The 15,386-nt window shown below is 72.1% G+C and carries 16 protein-coding genes and 1 pseudogene; 8 read left to right on the top strand and 9 right to left on the bottom strand.

What is annotated here, in order from left to right:
• Nucleotides 1-94: 94 nt before the first annotated feature.
• The 6 genes and pseudogenes from VFV67_RS34745 to VFV67_RS34720 all read left to right on the top strand — a co-directional run bounded on the left by VFV67_RS34745 (nucleotide 95) and on the right by VFV67_RS34720 (nucleotide 5,563).
• The gene (locus tag VFV67_RS34745) at nucleotides 95-256 is read left to right on the top strand and encodes an AMED_5909 family protein (RefSeq protein WP_326474966.1); all 162 of its coding nucleotides are present in this window, start codon (nucleotides 95-97) and stop codon (nucleotides 254-256) included.
• Nucleotides 257-589: 333 nt separating this feature from the next.
• Nucleotides 590-2,095, top strand: a complete 1,506-nt coding sequence (locus VFV67_RS34740) for an FtsK/SpoIIIE domain-containing protein (protein WP_326474965.1) — start codon at nucleotides 590-592, stop codon at nucleotides 2,093-2,095.
• Nucleotides 2,092-2,481 carry a hypothetical protein gene (locus tag VFV67_RS34735; RefSeq protein ID WP_326474964.1) on the top strand — a complete coding sequence of 130 codons (390 nt, stop codon included), beginning with the start codon at nucleotides 2,092-2,094 and terminating at the stop codon, nucleotides 2,479-2,481. The genes VFV67_RS34740 and VFV67_RS34735 overlap by 4 nt, the downstream gene beginning before the upstream one ends.
• Nucleotides 2,478-4,106 (top strand): annotated as a pseudogene (locus VFV67_RS34730) (replication initiator). The gene VFV67_RS34735 and the pseudogene VFV67_RS34730 overlap by 4 nt, the downstream one beginning before the upstream one ends.
• 13 nt (nucleotides 4,107-4,119) lie before the next feature.
• Nucleotides 4,120-4,305, top strand: coding sequence for a helix-turn-helix domain-containing protein (locus tag VFV67_RS34725; protein WP_326474963.1), 186 nt, complete (start codon nucleotides 4,120-4,122; stop codon nucleotides 4,303-4,305).
• Between the two features lie 70 nt (nucleotides 4,306-4,375).
• The gene (locus tag VFV67_RS34720; RefSeq protein WP_326474962.1) at nucleotides 4,376-5,563 is read left to right on the top strand and encodes a site-specific integrase; all 1,188 of its coding nucleotides are present in this window, start codon (nucleotides 4,376-4,378) and stop codon (nucleotides 5,561-5,563) included.
• Between the two features lie 44 nt (nucleotides 5,564-5,607).
• Here VFV67_RS34720 and VFV67_RS34715 read toward each other — a convergent pair whose 3' ends face one another.
• Genes VFV67_RS34715 through VFV67_RS34705 form a run of 3 tightly spaced genes read right to left on the bottom strand, consistent with a single transcriptional unit; the run spans nucleotide 5,608 to nucleotide 8,491 of the window.
• A complete protein-coding gene (locus tag VFV67_RS34715) occupies nucleotides 5,608-6,768 on the bottom strand; it encodes an acyl-CoA dehydrogenase family protein (RefSeq protein ID WP_326474961.1) in 1,161 nt (386 codons plus the stop codon).
• 51 nt (nucleotides 6,769-6,819) lie between these two features.
• Nucleotides 6,820-7,320, bottom strand: coding sequence for a 5-(carboxyamino)imidazole ribonucleotide mutase (gene purE, locus VFV67_RS34710; protein ID WP_326474960.1), 501 nt, complete (start codon nucleotides 7,318-7,320; stop codon nucleotides 6,820-6,822).
• Complete coding sequence (locus VFV67_RS34705) at nucleotides 7,307-8,491, bottom strand: 5-(carboxyamino)imidazole ribonucleotide synthase (RefSeq protein ID WP_326474959.1); 1,185 nt, start codon at nucleotides 8,489-8,491, stop codon at nucleotides 7,307-7,309. The genes purE and VFV67_RS34705 overlap by 14 nt, the downstream gene beginning before the upstream one ends.
• A 173-nt stretch (nucleotides 8,492-8,664) precedes the next feature.
• Between VFV67_RS34705 and VFV67_RS34700 the strand changes: the two genes are divergently transcribed.
• Nucleotides 8,665-9,207 carry a GtrA family protein gene (locus VFV67_RS34700; protein ID WP_326474958.1) on the top strand — a complete coding sequence of 181 codons (543 nt, stop codon included), beginning with the start codon at nucleotides 8,665-8,667 and terminating at the stop codon, nucleotides 9,205-9,207.
• A 145-nt stretch (nucleotides 9,208-9,352) separates the two neighbouring features.
• On the opposite strand, the gene VFV67_RS34695 is transcribed toward VFV67_RS34700, so the two are convergent.
• Both VFV67_RS34695 and VFV67_RS34690 read right to left on the bottom strand, forming a co-directional pair.
• Nucleotides 9,353-10,645: an ATP-binding protein gene (locus VFV67_RS34695; RefSeq protein WP_326474957.1), complete on the bottom strand. Its 1,293-nt coding sequence runs from the start codon at nucleotides 10,643-10,645 to the stop codon at nucleotides 9,353-9,355.
• A gap of 4 nt (nucleotides 10,646-10,649) precedes the next feature.
• Nucleotides 10,650-11,324 (bottom strand): response regulator transcription factor, encoded by a 675-nt coding sequence (locus VFV67_RS34690; RefSeq protein ID WP_326474956.1) that lies wholly within the window; start codon nucleotides 11,322-11,324, stop codon nucleotides 10,650-10,652.
• Nucleotides 11,325-11,357: 33 nt separating this feature from the next.
• Between VFV67_RS34690 and hisN the strand changes: the two genes are divergently transcribed.
• The gene (hisN, locus tag VFV67_RS34685) at nucleotides 11,358-12,143 is read left to right on the top strand and encodes a histidinol-phosphatase (protein ID WP_326474955.1); all 786 of its coding nucleotides are present in this window, start codon (nucleotides 11,358-11,360) and stop codon (nucleotides 12,141-12,143) included.
• Here the strand turns inward: hisN and VFV67_RS34680 are convergent.
• The 4 genes from VFV67_RS34680 to VFV67_RS34665 are packed head-to-tail and all read right to left on the bottom strand — an operon-like array spanning nucleotide 12,133 to nucleotide 15,307.
• Nucleotides 12,133-12,414, bottom strand: a complete 282-nt coding sequence (locus VFV67_RS34680; protein WP_326474954.1) for a hypothetical protein — start codon at nucleotides 12,412-12,414, stop codon at nucleotides 12,133-12,135. The genes hisN and VFV67_RS34680 overlap by 11 nt on opposite strands.
• On the bottom strand, nucleotides 12,411-14,552 hold the full coding sequence (locus VFV67_RS34675; RefSeq protein ID WP_326474953.1) for a TNT domain-containing protein: 2,142 nt from the start codon (nucleotides 14,550-14,552) through the stop codon (nucleotides 12,411-12,413). The genes VFV67_RS34680 and VFV67_RS34675 overlap by 4 nt, the downstream gene beginning before the upstream one ends.
• 9 nt (nucleotides 14,553-14,561) lie before the next feature.
• The gene (locus tag VFV67_RS34670; RefSeq protein WP_326474952.1) at nucleotides 14,562-14,879 is read right to left on the bottom strand and encodes a hypothetical protein; all 318 of its coding nucleotides are present in this window, start codon (nucleotides 14,877-14,879) and stop codon (nucleotides 14,562-14,564) included.
• Nucleotides 14,876-15,307, bottom strand: a complete 432-nt coding sequence (locus VFV67_RS34665; RefSeq protein ID WP_326474951.1) for a YbaB/EbfC family nucleoid-associated protein — start codon at nucleotides 15,305-15,307, stop codon at nucleotides 14,876-14,878. The genes VFV67_RS34670 and VFV67_RS34665 overlap by 4 nt, the downstream gene beginning before the upstream one ends.
• Nucleotides 15,308-15,386 lie beyond the last annotated feature (79 nt).

The following is a 15,386-nucleotide window of genomic DNA, read 5'->3' as shown; positions in this document are numbered from 1 at the left end:
CGGCCTGGCAGCAGGCCAACACCAGCCGCACGTTGATCGAGGCTCATGACGCGCTGGTGCGGCTGCGGCCGGCGAGCAACGCCGAACAGTCGGTGTGCTGGCCTACTACCAGCGCAGCGCTGCGGTGTACGACCGGATCGCCGAGGTGGACCGGGGTCACCACCATGAGGCGCTCTATTGGGCCGGGCGGGAGCGCCGTAAAGCCAACGCGATCCGCAACGGGAGCCCCGATAACGTCGGGAGCGAGACCGTCTAGTCCGCATCGGACAGTCACACCAAAGTCCAGAGGAGACAGACCACGGGCTGCTTGGTCACGTGGTGAGAACACCTGTGCCTATTGGCAGGTAAGGAAAGCAAAGGCGCAGAAGCGGGGTTGGTTGGCGCCGGTCCGCTTCTGCGCTGTCCGCCCAACGGAAGGCAGACAAGTGGAAAGGCTAGACCGTGCGGAGGGAGTCCCGCTAGCCGGGGTTGCCCGTCCGCGATGTGCGAAGTGTCGTCGGTTCGCCCGACTGCTGCCCGGCGAGACCGAGTGCGCCCGGTGCTCCGGGGCGTTGGCGCTGGAGTTCACGCCCGGCGGGGGTGAGCGGCGATGAGCGGGCGGGAGTCGCGCTGGGTGGATCCGGCGCCGTTGGAGGTGTCGCGGCCGCAGTTGCCGTGGTGGACGTTGCTGCCCTTCTGGGTCAAGGTGGTCCTGGCGCCGGTTGCGGCGGTGATCCTGTTGTCCTGGCTGGCGTATCAGGCCGGCCGGGTCGTCTACCGGTATCCGCTGACGATCGGCGTGATCGTGGCGGTCGGCTGGTTGTGGTCGCTGCTGGGTGAGTGGCCGTTGACCGTGCTCGGCGGTGTGCTGATCGTGGGCCTGGCGGTGTGGTGGTGGCGCTGGCGGGCCTCGTTCGCCCGGTTCGTGCTGCCGCGTCCGCGTACGGAGTTTCGCCGGTTCGTCATCTACGCGTGCCAGTGGCGCACGGTCATGCGGCTGTCGGAGCTGGCCAAGGACAAGCGGGGCCAGGAGCACCGGCCCAGGCTGCGGCGGGTGCGCGCCGAAGGCTGGCGCGACCTGGTCCGGGTGCGCATGATCAAAGGCCAAGCACCCGAACAGTGGGAGTTGCACGCCTCCGGCCTGGCGCACTCCTTCCACGCGAACTCCTGCCGGGTTCGCGTGGTCAAGCCGGGTGTCGTGGAGTTGGACTTCATCCACTCCGACCCGCTGGCCCGACCCATCCCGGTCCCGGCCTTGGGTGAGGATCCGGCCGGCGTGGATCTGCGACGGGTGGTGATCGGCCGCACCGAGACCGGCAAACCGCTACGGCTACGTCTGCTCGGCACGCATGTCCTGACCGTGGGCGTGTCCGGGGCGGGTAAGGGGTCGTTGCTGTGGGCGGTGGCCTGGGCGCTGGCCCCGGCGATCCGGGCCGGGCTGGTCAAGCTGATCGGGATCGACCCGAAGGGCGGCATGGAGCTGGGCGCGGCACCGGAGGTGTTCGACCGGGTCGTCTTTGACAACGGCGCCAAGGCCGTGTCTCAGCTGGAGTGGTTGGCCCAGGAAGTGAAACGGCGCGCGGAGTCCTACCGGGGCCGGCGCCGGGTCTGGACACCGGAGACCGGGGATCCGTTTCTCCTGTTGGTGATCGACGAGCTGGCCGACCTGATCGCCTACCAACCGGATAAGACCCTGCGCGAGCGGGCAACCCGGGCGATCCAGACGGTCACCTCGCAGGGCCGGGCGCCCGGGGTGTGCGTGCTGGGGCTGTTGCAGGACCCGCGCAAGGAGATCATCAGCTTCCGGCACCTGTTCTCCACCCGCGTCGCGATGCGCCTGGACGAGGCGGCGCAGGTGGACATGGTGCTCGGCGACGGCGTGCGCCAACGCGGCGCCAACGCGCACGAGATCAGCGAGAACACCCCGGGTGTCGCGTGGGTCAAGGAAGACGGCCGGCGCGAACCCGTGCGAGCCCGGGCGTTCCATGTCACCGATGACGACCTGGCCCAGCTCGGCGCCTACCTGATCGGGCGGGTGACCCTACCGGCCCGGGCGGCTGAGGTTGTGGCGTTCCCAGTGGCGGGTGGGGACTCGGACGGGGGTGCGGCGGCATGAGCCGGCAGGAGGCCTTCATGCGGTTGCTGGGTGCGATCCGGGATCACCTGGCCGTGGCCGAGCCAGGCGGGGAGATCTTCTCAGTCCAGGCGGCGATCAACAGTCTGGACGGTGAGGTGGTGACCGTGCAGCTGTGGAGCCAGGAGCTGCCGGCGCTGGCTGCGGCGTTGCTGGGCTGGGCCGACACCCTCACCGCAGTCAGCGTGATCCTCTGGCGGGTGCCCGACGGTTTGGCGGTGCACCTGGATGTGGTCGGGCGGATGGTCGACGAGGCGGTGCGGGTCTTCGGCGGGGTGCCCTATGAGGCCGAGGTGTTCGGCGCCGACCTGCACCCGGGACAGCGGCGCGAGATCCCGCTCGGGGTGCTGCGGGGGTGGGCGGAATGAGCGCCATTCCGACCCTGCCGGCCGATGTGGCCGGGCAGACCCGCGCGGAACGGATGCGTCAACCCCTCGCGTTGGACGTGATCACCGCAACCGCCGAACAACACGGCGTGTGCGTGCGGCCGTTCACCATGGAGGTCGCCGACCGCGACACCGGCGAACTGAACTACGTCGGCGTCCCGTGCGGCTCCACGGTGGAATCGCAGTGCGGGCCGTGTGCGCGCAAGGCCCGGGCGCTGCGGATGGCCTAGTGCCGGGAGGGCTGGCACCTGACCGCAGAGCCGGACTTCACCCCCGAACCACCCACCGGAGATCAGACGGCGCTGCTGGAGTTCCGGGCCGATCTCGTTGCGGCCTACCGACAGGCGGTCGACGAGGAACGGGCCGGGGACGCTGACGAGCTGCGCGAGGAGATCCACTCCGCTGATGAGGAACTACGCACGCTCGGCATGCGCGGCCGGCTACCCAACCCGGACGGGCCCGGTGAGCGGGTGCCGAACCGGTCGACCCGGCGGCGACAGGACGCACCCAACCTGCCCCGCCGCAAGGTCGAGAACCGCACCCTCGGACGGGAGTTCGCCGGGCGATTCCGCCCGTCCATGTTCATCACCCTGACCTGCGACAGCTACGGCCGCGTGCGCGATGACGGCACCCCGGTCGACCCGGCCAGCTATGACTACCGCCGGGCGGCCCGGAACGCGGTGCACTTCGCGAGCCTGGTGGATCGGTGGTGGCAGAACCTACGCCGCTGCGTGGGCTGGGACGTGCAGTACTTCGCCACCGTCGAGCCACAGAAGCGGGTGGCGCCGCACCTGCACGCCGCCCTGCGCGGGTCGATCCCGCACGAGATTCTGCGGCAGGTCACCGCGGCGATCTACCTGCAGGTGTGGTGGCCCAACCACGACGAACTGGTCTACGGCAACGGCCCGATGCCGGTGTGGGACGGCGAGCAGTTCCTCGACCCCGACACCCGAGCGCCGCTCACCCAGTGGGCCGACGCGGTCGACCACGTCGAGCAGCCGGCGCACCTGGCAACCTTCGGCGCTCAAGTGCACTCCAAAGGCATCCTCGGCGGCACCGAAGCGGCCGGCCGACACATCGGCTACCTGACCAAATACCTCACCAAGACCGTCGGCGAAGTCGTCGCGGCCGACACCGACCGGCAACGGGCCCACCACGACCGGCTCCACGAAGAGCTGTCCGTCACGCCGTGCTCGACGCGGTGCGCGATATGGCTGCTCTACGGGATCCAACCGGTCGGTGCCTCCCGCAAGACCACACCCGGGCACTGCAAAAGCCGCGCCCACCGGCGCACCACCCTCGGCCTACCCGGGCGGCGAGTGCTGGTCTCGCGCAAGTGGTCCGGCAAGACCCTGGCCGACCACCGGGCGGACCGGAAGGCCTTCGTGATGCAGGCGTTGGCGGCGTTGGGGATCCAGAAGCCCGAGCCGGATCGGGCCCGGCTGGCCTGGTTCAAGGTCGAACCGGGCGACCCGAACGTGCCACCCCGGGCCTACCTGCTCATGCACGCAATCGCCGAGCGAATCCGATGGCGCGCCGAATACAACGCGGCACTGCTGGCCGCGCAACCGCCCGATGTTTCAGCAACTCCACAACACGCGGCCTGACCTGGGGGACGACATGGAGACAAACAGCTCGATTGATCGCCTGTGGACTGTCGAAGACGTGTCTGCCTACCTCGGGGTGCCGGTCAAGACCCTCTACCAGTGGAAGTGGCGGGGTGAGGGGCCGCCGGTTCGGAAAATCGGCCGGCACCTGCGGTACGACCCGGCGACCGTGCGGGCCTGGGCCACCGAAGCGGCGTAGGGGGCGACCGATGGCGCATATCCAGGATCGCTGGTACCGGCCAAAACGGGACCCGGACACCGACAGACCGATGGTCAACGCGCGTGGCAAGCCGGTGTTGGAGCGGACCGAGCTGTACGGGACGGGGCACCGGTACAAGGTCCGCTACATCGACCCGGACGGACGGGAAAAGTCCAAGACCTTCCCGGACCGGCAGAAGAAGCAGGCCGAAGACTTCCTGATCAGTGTCGAGAACGACAAGCGCGAAGGGCGCTACATCGATCCGCGTGCCGCGCGAGTGAAGTTCCGGACCCAGGCGGACAACTGGATCAAGGGACAGTCCGACGATCCGGCTAGCCGGGAGGTGCTGCGTAGCCGGCTGCGGAGCAAGATCCTTCCGCACCTTGGGGATCTGCCGATCGGGAAGATCACTCCGAGCACGATCCGGGACTGGCTGGGGGAAATCGAGGACCAGGCCGACAACTACAAGGTGGTCTTGTTCAGCGTCGTGACCGGGGTCATGGACTCGGCGATCGACGACAAGCTGATCCGGGACAACCCGTGCAAGGCGAAGACCATCCGGCGACCGACCAGCCCGGCCGTGGAAGTCAAGGACATCTGGCCGGAAGCGCGGGTCAAGGCGATCCGCGACGGCATGGCTGAACGCTGGCGGATCGCGATTCCCATTGGTGCCGGGCTCGGGCTGCGGCAGGGGGAGATCTTCGGCCTGTCTCCGGAAGACATCGACGAGAGCGCGCTTCTCCTGCACGTGCGCCGGCAGCTGCGCACGGTGGAGCGGACGCTGGTGTTCGCGCTGCCCAAGGGAAACAAGACGCGGACGGTGCCGCTCTCCCCCGGCGTGCTCGCCGAGATCAAAGATCACCTGGAGGCCTACCCGCCGTGCTCGGTCACCCTGCCATGGCGGAAGCCGGCCGGGGATCCGGTCACCGTGCGACTCGTCGCGACTGGTGTGGACGGGCGGCTCTACTCCGGTGATCTGTTCACCAAGACGGTCTGGGAGCGTGCGTTCCGGACGGCCGGGATCGAGCGCACCAAGCAGATCGACGGGATGCACGCGCTGCGGCACTTCTACGCGTCGACGTTGCTCGCCCAGGGCGTGTCGATCAAGGAGCTGGCGACCTACCTCGGCCACTCGGACCCGGGGTTCACGTTGCGGGTCTACACGCACCTGGTCCCGTCGAGCCATCAGCGGGCCCGGGTGGCGGTTGACACGGTCTTCGGGCGGCCTGGCTCCGGTGACGGCCTGGAGACGGCCTGATCATGGAAATTGCCGTCGATCGGAGCCAGTCCAAGATCGTCGATCTAGCCCTTGAGCAGGTGCCGCGCCATCACCAGGCGCTGGATCTGGTTGGTGCCCTCGTAGATTTGGGTGATCTTGGCGTCGCGCATCATGCGTTCGACGGGGAAGTCGGTGGTGTAGCCGGCGCCGCCGAAGAGTTGGACGGCGTCGGTGGTGACGGACATGGCGGTGTCGGAGGCCATTGTTTTGGCTGCGCTGGACAGGAACGTGGCGTTGGGGGCGTGGCGTTCCACGGCGGAGGCGGCGGCGTAGACGAGGTGGCGGGAGGACTCGATGCGCATGGCCATGTCGGCGAGCATGAACTGGATGCCCTGGAAATCCGCGATGGGGCGGGCGAACTGGCGGCGTTCCTTCACGTAGGCGACCGCGGCGTCCAGGGCGCCTTGAGCGATGCCGAGGGCCTGGGCGCCGATGGTGTGGCGGGTGTGGTCGAGGGTGGTGAAGGCGAGACGCAGGCCGTGGCCGGGTTGGCCGATGATGCGGTCGGCCGGGATGGTGCAGTTCTCGAAGTAGATCTCCCGGGTGGGGGAGCCTTTGATGCCGAGTTTGCGTTCCTTGGGGCCGACCAAGAAACCCGGGTCGTCGGCGCGGACCATGAACGCGGAGATGCCGTCGGCGGGCTTGGCCGCGGTGAGGTCGCTGACGGCCATCACGGTGTACCAGGTGGACTCGCCGGCGTTGGTGATCCAGCACTTGGTGCCGTTGAGCACCCAGTGGTCCCCGTCGAGCACCGCCCGGGTGCGCATCGACGCCGGGTCCGAGCCGGCCTCCCGTTCGGACAGCGCGTAGGAGGCCAGCTCGCCGGTGGCGATGCCGGGCAGCACCTCCTTCTTGAGGGCTTCCGAACCGCCCAGGATCAGGTTCATGGTGCCGAGTTTGTTGGCCGCGGGGATCAGCGACGAGGACGCACAGACCCGGGCCACCTCCTCGACCACGATGTTGGCCGCGACCGCGTCGGCGCCCTGGCCGTCGTACTCCTCGGCGATGTGCGGGGCGTTGAACCCGGATCGAGACAGCGCCGCGTGCGCCTCGGCCGGCCACCGCGCCGCTTCGTCCACATCGGCCGCGTACGGCGCGATCTCCTTCTCCGCCAGGGCACGCACCGCCGCACGAAGCTCCTCGTGCTCCTCGCCGAGCTGGTACAACCCGTATCCCGCGTCCATGGCTCCATGTTAGGAGTCGTTCACTAGGGCGTCCCAGTGAGCTCCAGCACCTCACCCGTTCAGGCTCGAGCGCAACGCCGCGTCCTTGTCCAGCACGAGTTGCTCCAGGTTCGACTGGAACTCCGCCATCCGGACCCGCAGGGCCTCGGACGAGGCGGCCAGCACCCGCACGGCCAGCAGTCCGGCGTTGCGCGCGCCGCCCACCGAGACGGTGGCCACCGGGACCCCGGCCGGCATCTGCACGATCGACAACAGCGAGTCCAGACCGTCCAGATGCGCCAGCGGCACCGGGACCCCGATCACCGGCAGCACGGTCGCCGCCGCCACCATGCCGGGCAGGTGCGCGGCCCCGCCGGCCCCCGCGATGATCACCCGCAGGCCCCGGCCGGCCGCCGTCCTTGCATAGGACAGCATCCGCTCCGGGGTGCGGTGCGCGGACACCACGCTCACCTCGTACGGCACGCCGAACTCGGCCAGCGCCTCGGTCGCGGCGCGCATCACCGGCCAGTCCGAGTCGCTGCCCATGATCACGCCGACCTCAGTGGATGTCATAGCCGTCCAGCCATTCGCCGTGGGAGAGCCAGTGCGCGGCCAGCCGGGCGCGGTCGCGCAGACCGTCCGGCCGCTCGCCGAGCAGGGTCACGTGGCCGATCTTGCGCCCGGGCAGCTCGCGCTTGCCGTACAGGTGCACCCGCGCGTCCGGGAACCGGGCCAGCACGTGGTGCAGCCGCTCGTCGACGCTCCGCGCGGGCGCGGCCGGGGCACCGAGCACGTTGGCCATCACGACCGCGGGAGCCAGGACGTCGGTCGCCCCGAGCGGGTAGTCCAGCACCGCGCGCAAGTGCTGTTCGAACTGGGAAGTCCGGGCCCCCTCGATGGTCCAGTGCCCGGAGTTGTGCGGGCGCATGGCCAGCTCGTTGACCAGCAGGCCGGCCTCGGTGTCGAACAGCTCGACGGCGAGCACGCCGACCACGTCCAGCGCGGCGGCCACCCCGAGCGCCAGCTCCTGCGCCTGCGCCGCGACCTCGGCGGAAAGGCCGGGCGCCGGGGCCAGCACCTCGACGCAGATTCCGTCCGCCTGCACGGTCTGCACCGGCGGCCAGCACGCGCCCTGGCCGAACGGCGACCGGGCGACTAGTGCGGCCAGCTCACGGCGCATCGCCACCCGCCGCTCCACCAGCAGCGGCGTGCCGGCGTCGAGCAACCCGGCCACCCGTTCCGCGGCCTCCTCCGGGTCGGCAAGCAACCACACGCCCCGGCCGTCGTAGCCGCCGCGCGCGGCCTTGAGCACGCACGGCCAGCCGTGCTCGTCACCGAACTTCACCGCATCGGCCACGGCGGTCACCGCCGCGAACTCGGGCACCGGCACGCCCAACCCGGCCAGCCGGGTGCGCATCACCAGCTTGTCCTGGGCGTGCACCAGGGCGTCGGGGCCGGGGTGCACGGTCACGCCCTCGGCCACCAGGGCGCGCAGGTGCCCGGTCGGCACGTGCTCGTGGTCGAAGGTCAGCACGTCGCAGTGCGCGGCGAAGGCGCGCAGCGCGGCCAGGTCGGTGTGTGGGCCGATCCGTACGTCCGGGCTGACCAGCGCGGCCGGGTCGTCCGGCGCGGCGGCCAGCACGGCGAGCGACTGGCCGAGCGCGACAGCGGCCTGGTGGGTCATCCGGGCCAGCTGCCCGCCGCCGACCATGCCCACCACGGGGAAACCGGTCCGAGAGTCCACGATCAGCGCAGCCTAGCGAGCCGAACCAGGACGAACGCGGCCGCCGGCAGGACGCGAGGCTTGGTCACGCACACAGATAATCACGGGCCGAACTCCACCCGTTGTAGTGGCCTTGTTCACGAGATCGGCCGCCATGCGACGGACCGTGAGCGGGCTCAGTAGACTATGGTTCTATGGCCTTGATCGAGACCGCCTTGACCCGTGTGCCGGAGCCGCTGCGCTCGGTGCTGATCAAGCATCGGGAAATGCTGAAGTTCCTGGTGGTCGGCGGTTTCTGCTTCCTGGTCACGCTGCTGGTCAACTACGCGCTGAAGTTCACGATCCTGACCGAGAAGCCGGTGACCGCACTGGCCGTCGCGGTCCTGGTCGCGACGATCGTGTCCTACATCCTCAACCGGGAGTGGTCGTTCCGGACCAGGGGCGGCCGCGAGCGACACCACGAGGCCGCCCTGTTCTTCCTGATCAGCGGCATCGGGCTGGGCCTGAACTCGCTGCCGTTGTGGGTGTCCCGGTACGTGCTGCACCTGCAGCAGCCCAACGTGAGCCTGCTGGTGCAGGAGATCGCCGACTTCGCCTCCGGCATCATCCTTGGCACGCTGCTGGCCATGGCGTTCCGGCTGTGGGCGTTCAAGAAGTGGGTGTTCCCGCAGGCCAACGCCCGGCAGCGGGTGGTGCGCGAGATCCGCTGGCCGCGCCGCACCGACCGCGCCGCCTGACCTTTCCGCCTCTCCGGAATTTAACTGCTGTTGGTGCGTTCCAGCCGGTGGTGCGGTTGGCGGGTTGATTGTGGCTGGGTTGCGTCACGGTGCCCCTGAGGTTGCGTTGGTTGGCGGAACTTGTCCCGATGATCCACTGTGGTGGCTACCGGGGGCCGCGCTCGGCGGGCCAGCGGACACCGCGGACGTCGGCGACCCGGGGCACCGGCAGGAACAGGGTGAACGTCGGCGGCCGGGCCGTGGACAGCTCCAGCCGGCCGCCGTCGGAGTCGATCAGGGCACGGGCCAGGGCGAGGCCGAGACCGGTCGAACCGCTGCCGGACACGCCGCGCTCGAAGATGTGCGCGGCCAGCTCGTCCGGAACTCCGGTGCCGGCGTCGGCGACCTCGATCAGCACGGTCTCGCCGCCCGGCATCGACTCGCCGCCGCGGGCGGTCAGGTTGACCGTGCCGGCGCCGTGCCGAAGGGCGTTGTCCAGCAGCACGCCGACCACCTCGTGCAGCCGGGCCGGCGACACCTTGGCCAGCAGTCCGGCCGGTACGCGCAGCCGCAGCGAGCGCCCGGCGGCCCGCAGCGGCGGACGCCACTCCTCGGCGATCACCGCCAGCTCCCGGCTCAGGTCCACCGGCCCGGCTCCGGCCGCCCTGGCCTCCCGGGTGGCAGCCAGCATGTCGTCCAGCACGTCGGCCAGCCGCTCGGCCTGCTCGAGCGCCGCGCGCGCCTCGCCGACGGTCTCCCCGTCGCCCAACGAGACCAGGGCCTCCAGACGCAGTTGCAGCGCGGTCAGCCGGCTGCGCAGCTGGTGGGACACGTCGCCGACCAGCTCCCGCTCCCGCTGCACCAGCTGGGCCAACGCGAGCGCCGAGTTGTCCAGCGCCTCGGCGACCATGTCCAGCTCGCGCACGCCGTAGCGGCCGCGGTCCAGCCGGAAGTCGCCCGCGCCCAGCCGGGACGCCCGTTCTGCGACGTGGCGCAGCGGCCGGGCCAGCCGCCGTGCGGTGAGCACGGCGACCATCGCGCCGATTCCGACGGTGGCGATCACCACCAGCGACACCAGCGCGGTCACCTGGGCCTGCCGGGTGTGCATCGGCCCGGCGTCGACCGACAGCCGCACCCGCCCCTGCTGCACCATCGGCACCTCCTCACTGACCGTGGAGCCGGTCAGCTCGGGCCCGAGGGTGCGGTCCGGTGCGCCGGGCAGCTCGACGACCAGCCGACCGCCGGGCGGCACCGCCAGCTCCAGCCGGCGCAGGTCGATCTGGTGGCGGTTGGCGATCTCGTCGTCCAGGATGGCCGCGATCTGCTGCGCGCGCGTGGCGAGATCCTCCCTGGTCAGGCTCTCCACCACCTGCGATGCGGTGTAGCCGAGCGGGATGCCCAGCGCGCACGCGGTGATCGCGACGGCCAGCAGCATGGCCAGCAGGATTCGGCGGCGCACGGCGTCAGTCGGCGTTGAACCGGAAGCCGACGCCCCGGACGGTGGCGATCCGCTGCTCGCTGGAGCGGGCACCGTCCTCGCCGAGCTTGCGGCGCAGCCAGGACATGTGCATGTCGAGTGTCTTGCTGGTCTTCAGTTCCGGCCCGTTCCACACCTCGGTGAGGATCTCGTCCCGGGTGACCACCTGACCCGCCCGCTGGATGAGCACGCGCAGCAGCTCGAACTCCTTGTTGGCCAGGGTCACCTCCTGGCCGTCCACGGTGACCATCCGGGCGGCCAGGTCCATCCGCACGCCGTTCACCTCGACGGTGCCCGGGGCCCGCCGGCGCAGCAGCGCCCGGATCCGGGCCAGCAGCTCGGCCAGCCGGAACGGCTTGGCCACGTAGTCGTCCGCGCCCGCGTCCAGCCCGACCACGAAGTCCACCTCGTCGGCGCGGGCGGTGAGCATGAGCACCGGGATGTTGCTGCCGGTCGCCCGCAGCCGCCGGCACACATCCAGTCCGTCGATCCCGGGCAACCCCAGATCCAGCACCAGCACGTCCACCGTGCCCGAGCCGGCCGCGATCAGCGCGCTCTGCCCGTCACCGACGACCCGAACGTCGTAGCCCTCGCGGTGCAGGGCGCGGGACAACGGATCGGCGATCGCCACGTCGTCCTCGGCCAGCAGCACCACGCTCACGTCGACAAGCGTAGGCGTGCGAGCATCCTCCGCGTGCCGTCCCGTGCAGACGACCTGACCTTCGCGCTCGAACTGGCCGACGCCGCCGACGCGATCACCCGGTCCCGGTTCCTGGCCCGCGATCTCGTCGTGGAGCGCAAACCCGACCGCAGCCCGGTCACCGACGCCGACACCGCGGTCGAGGACGCGGTGCGGGCACTGCTGGCGCAGCGCCGCCCGGGCGACGCGGTGCTCGGCGAGGAGCGCGGTGGGGCGGTGGCCGCGGCCGGCCGGGCCTGGGTGCTGGACCCGATCGACGGCACCAAGAACTTCCTCCGCGGGGTGCCGGCCTGGGCCACGCTGATCGCCCTGGTCATCGACGGCCACCCCGAGGTGGGTGTGGTCAGTGCCCCGGCGCTTGGCCGGCGCTGGTGGGCGGCGACCGGCCAGGGCGCGTGGACCGCGGACCGGGACCACCCGCGGCGCCGGATCACGGTGTCCCGCATTGGTGACCTGGCCGACGCCTACCTGTCCACCACCGACCTCGGCTCCTGGGTCCGGTACCACTCCCGGGAGTCCTACCTGCGGCTGGCCGACGCGTGCTGGGAGACCCGCGCGTTCGGTGACTTCTGGCAGCACTGCCTGGTGGCCGAGGGCGCGCTGGACCTGGCGGCGGAGTCGGTGGTGAACGCGTGGGACGTGGCCGCCGTCCAGGTCCTGGTGGAGCAGGCCGGCGGCACGTTCACCGACCTGACCGGGGCGGCCCGGTTCGACGGCGGCTCGGCCTTGTCCTCCAACGGCGCGCTGCACGCCGCCGCGCTGGAGCTGCTCAGGCGCTGACCGGCAGCACCCCGACCGCGCCGCGCACCACCTGGGCCCAGGTGAGCCGGCCGAACAGGTAGTGACAGGCGACCTGCTCGTTGGAGAACCGGGCCCAGTCGTACCGGTTGCCCTGCTCGCGCCAGTACACCTCCCAGCCGACCGTGCCGTCCTCGGCCGGCAGCTCGTCGCGCACCAGGCACCAGGCGTTGTCCGCCTCGGCGCCGATCGAGACGACCTCGGCCGGCACCCCGACCGCCGCGAGCCACTCGACGATCGACTCGGTATTCACTCCGCACCTCCGGTGATGTCGGCCAGGTAGCCGAGGGCGACCAGCTCCAGCGCCGAGTACGTGGTCCGGTACCGCTCGCCGCCGCCGGACTGGCCGAACCACGGCGCGGACACGGTGCGCCAGGCCGGCAGCGCCCGGGTCACCCGGTACCGGCGGTAGCCGGCCTCGAGCAGGTCGGGGGGCAGCGACCGGCGGGCGAACGGCGTCTCGGCGGCCGAGAACACCCGGCCGGCCGGGGTGCCGAACCGGTCGATCACGGTGCCCTCGGCGAGCGTCTCCGGATCGCCGGGCGCCGTTCCGCCCTCGGGGTAACGCTCGCCGGGCGGCCAGGCGAACTCCTTGCCCTCGCTGCTGATCCCCTGCGCGGTGACGCTGCCCAGCCGGACCAGGTAGCGCCGGTCCCACTCGCGTTCGTGCTGCCCGCCGAGCGGGTCGTAGCCGCCGGCCATGGCCTGGACCGTCGGGTGTGCGGCGGGCAGCCCGTCGGCCGGGTGCAGCGGCGGTACCCCGGCGCGCAGCTCCTCGAGCCGCTGCGTGCCGGCCACGGCGTGGTGCTCGGGATGGTCGCCCGGGGGGAACCGCAGGCCGGGCGCGTAGTCCAGCTCGGGGGCCGGCGGCGCGAGCTGGCGCTCCGGCTCGTCGGAGACCACCGGAATGTGGCCGATCGGGAACATGTGCACCCAGAACAGGGCGGCCGGTGTCTCGCGGCGCTCCTTGACCGGGGCGGTCGGCTGGGTGGGCGCGGCCGGTTGGGCGGCCGCCGGCGGGCCGGGCGGAACGGCGGCGGTGAACGCGCCACGGCCCCGGTCGGGCGGTGCCGGCGCGGTGCCGCCCGCGGGTGCCTGGCGATCCGGACCCTGGACCGGACCGCCGGCAACGGGCGGGCCGGCGCCGGGACCGGCCACCGGCCCGGGAGCCGCGGGCGCGGCCGGAATGCCGCCCGGCGCGCCGCCGCCCACCGGAGCGCCGGGAACCGGGCCGGCGGGTGGCGCCCCGGTTGGCACCGGGCCACCGGCTGCCGGCGCGGCCGGGGTCTGGGCCGGGGCGATGGCGGCCTCGGCCGGCGCTCCGGCGAGCCCGGCCTGCACGGTCTGCCCGGGGCCGAGCGGGATCCCGGCCGGTGGCGTGGGCGCGTCCGGCAGCACGAGGTCGGGCTGGATCCGCACCGGTCCGGTGAGCTCCGGGTTGCCGGGCCCGGTGACGTCGGAAGGCAGGCCCCGGTCCAGCACACCCGCCCCGGGCACCGGATCCGGACCGGCGTGGCCCACCCCGGGGACGACCTCCGCCACCCCCCGACCCGGCGGCACCACACCGGAAGCCACATCCTGCACCGGCGACGCCACACCCGAAACCACATCCTGCACCGGCGCCACCACACCCGAAACCACGTCGCGCACTGGGTGCGCGAGGCCCGGTGCCACGGTGTCCACCACGGCGGGCACGGCGCCGTCCACCCCGCCGTGCCCCGGGTGCGCCACCACCGTCGAAACCGGTTCCACCACGGCCCGGACCGGCTCGGCAACCACGGTCGCCACCGGATCCACCACCGCCGCAATCGGGTTCGCGCCGTGTCCCCGGTCCGGCCCTGGCCCGCCCGGGTTGGCGTCCACCAGGTCGCGCACGCCGGACATGTCCACCCCGCTGGCCGGCTGGACCGCGGTGACCAGGTTGTTGGTGATGTTGGCGACGTTCGCCGCCGTGCCGCGCACGCTGGTGTCCAGGCCGAGCAGCGCGGTCGGGTGGCCGGCGCCGGCCGCCTGCTGCGCCGCGTCGGTGTTCCGGGCCAGGTCGACCAGGTTGCGCACGATCTCCACCTTGGCCGCGCCCACCTGGTCGGCCGCGTGCTCCAGCCGGTCGGCCGCGGCGTTGCAGCCCCGGGCGGCGCCGGTCAGATGCCCGTTGTCCGGGTGCACGAACGTCGACCAGTGCGTCCGCGCGGCGTCCGCGGCCGGTCCCTGCACCGTGCCGAGCGCGGAGCGGGCCGCGTGGTCGGCGTCCCGGGACAGGTTGGTCAGCTTGCCGCCGGCGTCCCGCCAGGCCGCCGCGGACGCGCGCATCCGGTCCTCGTCCGCCTCCGGCCACTCCACCCCGGCCCGCGCGGCGACGTCGGCGAGCTCCGGCGGCAGCTGGATTCCCATGCCTACCCCCTACCCGTCCGCGGCCTCGATCTGGACCGCACCGGCGGCGTCCTGCCGCTGGTAGGCGGCCGCGCTGTCGGCGAATCGCGTGCCCACCGAGCCGAGTCGGTCCGGCAGCGCGCCCAGCCCGCCGAGCGTGGCGTCCGCCGGTCCGGTGTGCGTGGCGGCGAAGCTCTGCCCGACCCGGTCGGCGCCCCAGCACGCGCCGAGCCCGGCCAGCGTCTCGGTCAGCTCCCGGTGCACGGTCCCGGCCCGGGCGGCCAGGTCGGGGAACTCGGTGGCCTGGCGGGCCAGCGTGCCCGCATCGGCGGTGAAGCCGTCGCTCATCCCGGCATCCCTCCGCGCTGCATCCAGGTCCGGTCTTCGAAGCTCTCGTCCGGGGCCGGCGGCGGCGCCAGCTCGGCCGGGGTGAGGTCGGCGGTGCCGCGCAGCAGGGCGGCCGGGTCGGCGCCGGCCGGCAGCAGCGGTGCGACCAGATCGGCGCTGGACCGGTGGACCAGTTCGGCGGCGGCCGCGGCGGTGCGCACGATCAGCTCGGCCAGCTGGTGCGGCTGGTACCGGCGGTAGGCGGACTCGTCGATGGTGAGCCCGGCAAGTGTGCCGCCCGGCCCGGCGGTCGCGGTCACCAGACCGTCCGCGCTGGTCGCCGAGCCGCTGACCGCGGCAAGCGCGCGGTGCACACCGGCAAGCTGCTCACGACTTCGCCGGTAGCCGGCGATCAGCTCATCGACCTGGGCTTGGTGGTCAACGGTCACGGCCACCTCCGCGTGCTCACAAGCGCCGGCAGCGGTTGGACGGCCGGTTCCGGCCCCCGGTTCCCACCCGCTCGGGTGA

Origin of the sequence: Actinophytocola sp., from assembly GCF_035762905.1 — a bacterium.
Lineage (GTDB): Bacteria > Actinomycetota > Actinomycetes > Mycobacteriales > Pseudonocardiaceae > DASYTH01.
The sequence above is the reverse complement of the archived record's forward strand: the minus strand, read 5'-3'. Positions and strand labels throughout refer to the sequence as shown.

Bases quoted from the DNA above. Each gene is read 5' to 3' on its own strand.
- VFV67_RS34675 (WP_326474953.1), bottom strand. From the start codon at position 14,552: ATGGGAATCCAGCTGCCGCCGGAGCTCGCCGACGTCGCCGCGCGGGCC.
- VFV67_RS34670 (WP_326474952.1), bottom strand. From the start codon at position 14,879: ATGAGCGACGGCTTCACCGCCGATGCGGGCACGCTGGCCCGCCAGGCC.
- VFV67_RS34725 (WP_326474963.1), top strand. From the start codon at position 4,120: ATGGAGACAAACAGCTCGATTGATCGCCTGTGGACTGTCGAAGACGTG.
- VFV67_RS34720 (WP_326474962.1), top strand. From the start codon at position 4,376: ATGGTCAACGCGCGTGGCAAGCCGGTGTTGGAGCGGACCGAGCTGTAC.
- VFV67_RS34700 (WP_326474958.1), top strand. From the start codon at position 8,665: ATGGCCTTGATCGAGACCGCCTTGACCCGTGTGCCGGAGCCGCTGCGC.
- purE (WP_326474960.1), bottom strand. From the start codon at position 7,320: ATGACATCCACTGAGGTCGGCGTGATCATGGGCAGCGACTCGGACTGG.
- VFV67_RS34740 (WP_326474965.1), top strand. From the start codon at position 590: ATGAGCGGGCGGGAGTCGCGCTGGGTGGATCCGGCGCCGTTGGAGGTG.
- VFV67_RS34715 (WP_326474961.1), bottom strand. From the start codon at position 6,768: ATGGACGCGGGATACGGGTTGTACCAGCTCGGCGAGGAGCACGAGGAG.
- VFV67_RS34735 (WP_326474964.1), top strand. From the start codon at position 2,092: ATGAGCCGGCAGGAGGCCTTCATGCGGTTGCTGGGTGCGATCCGGGAT.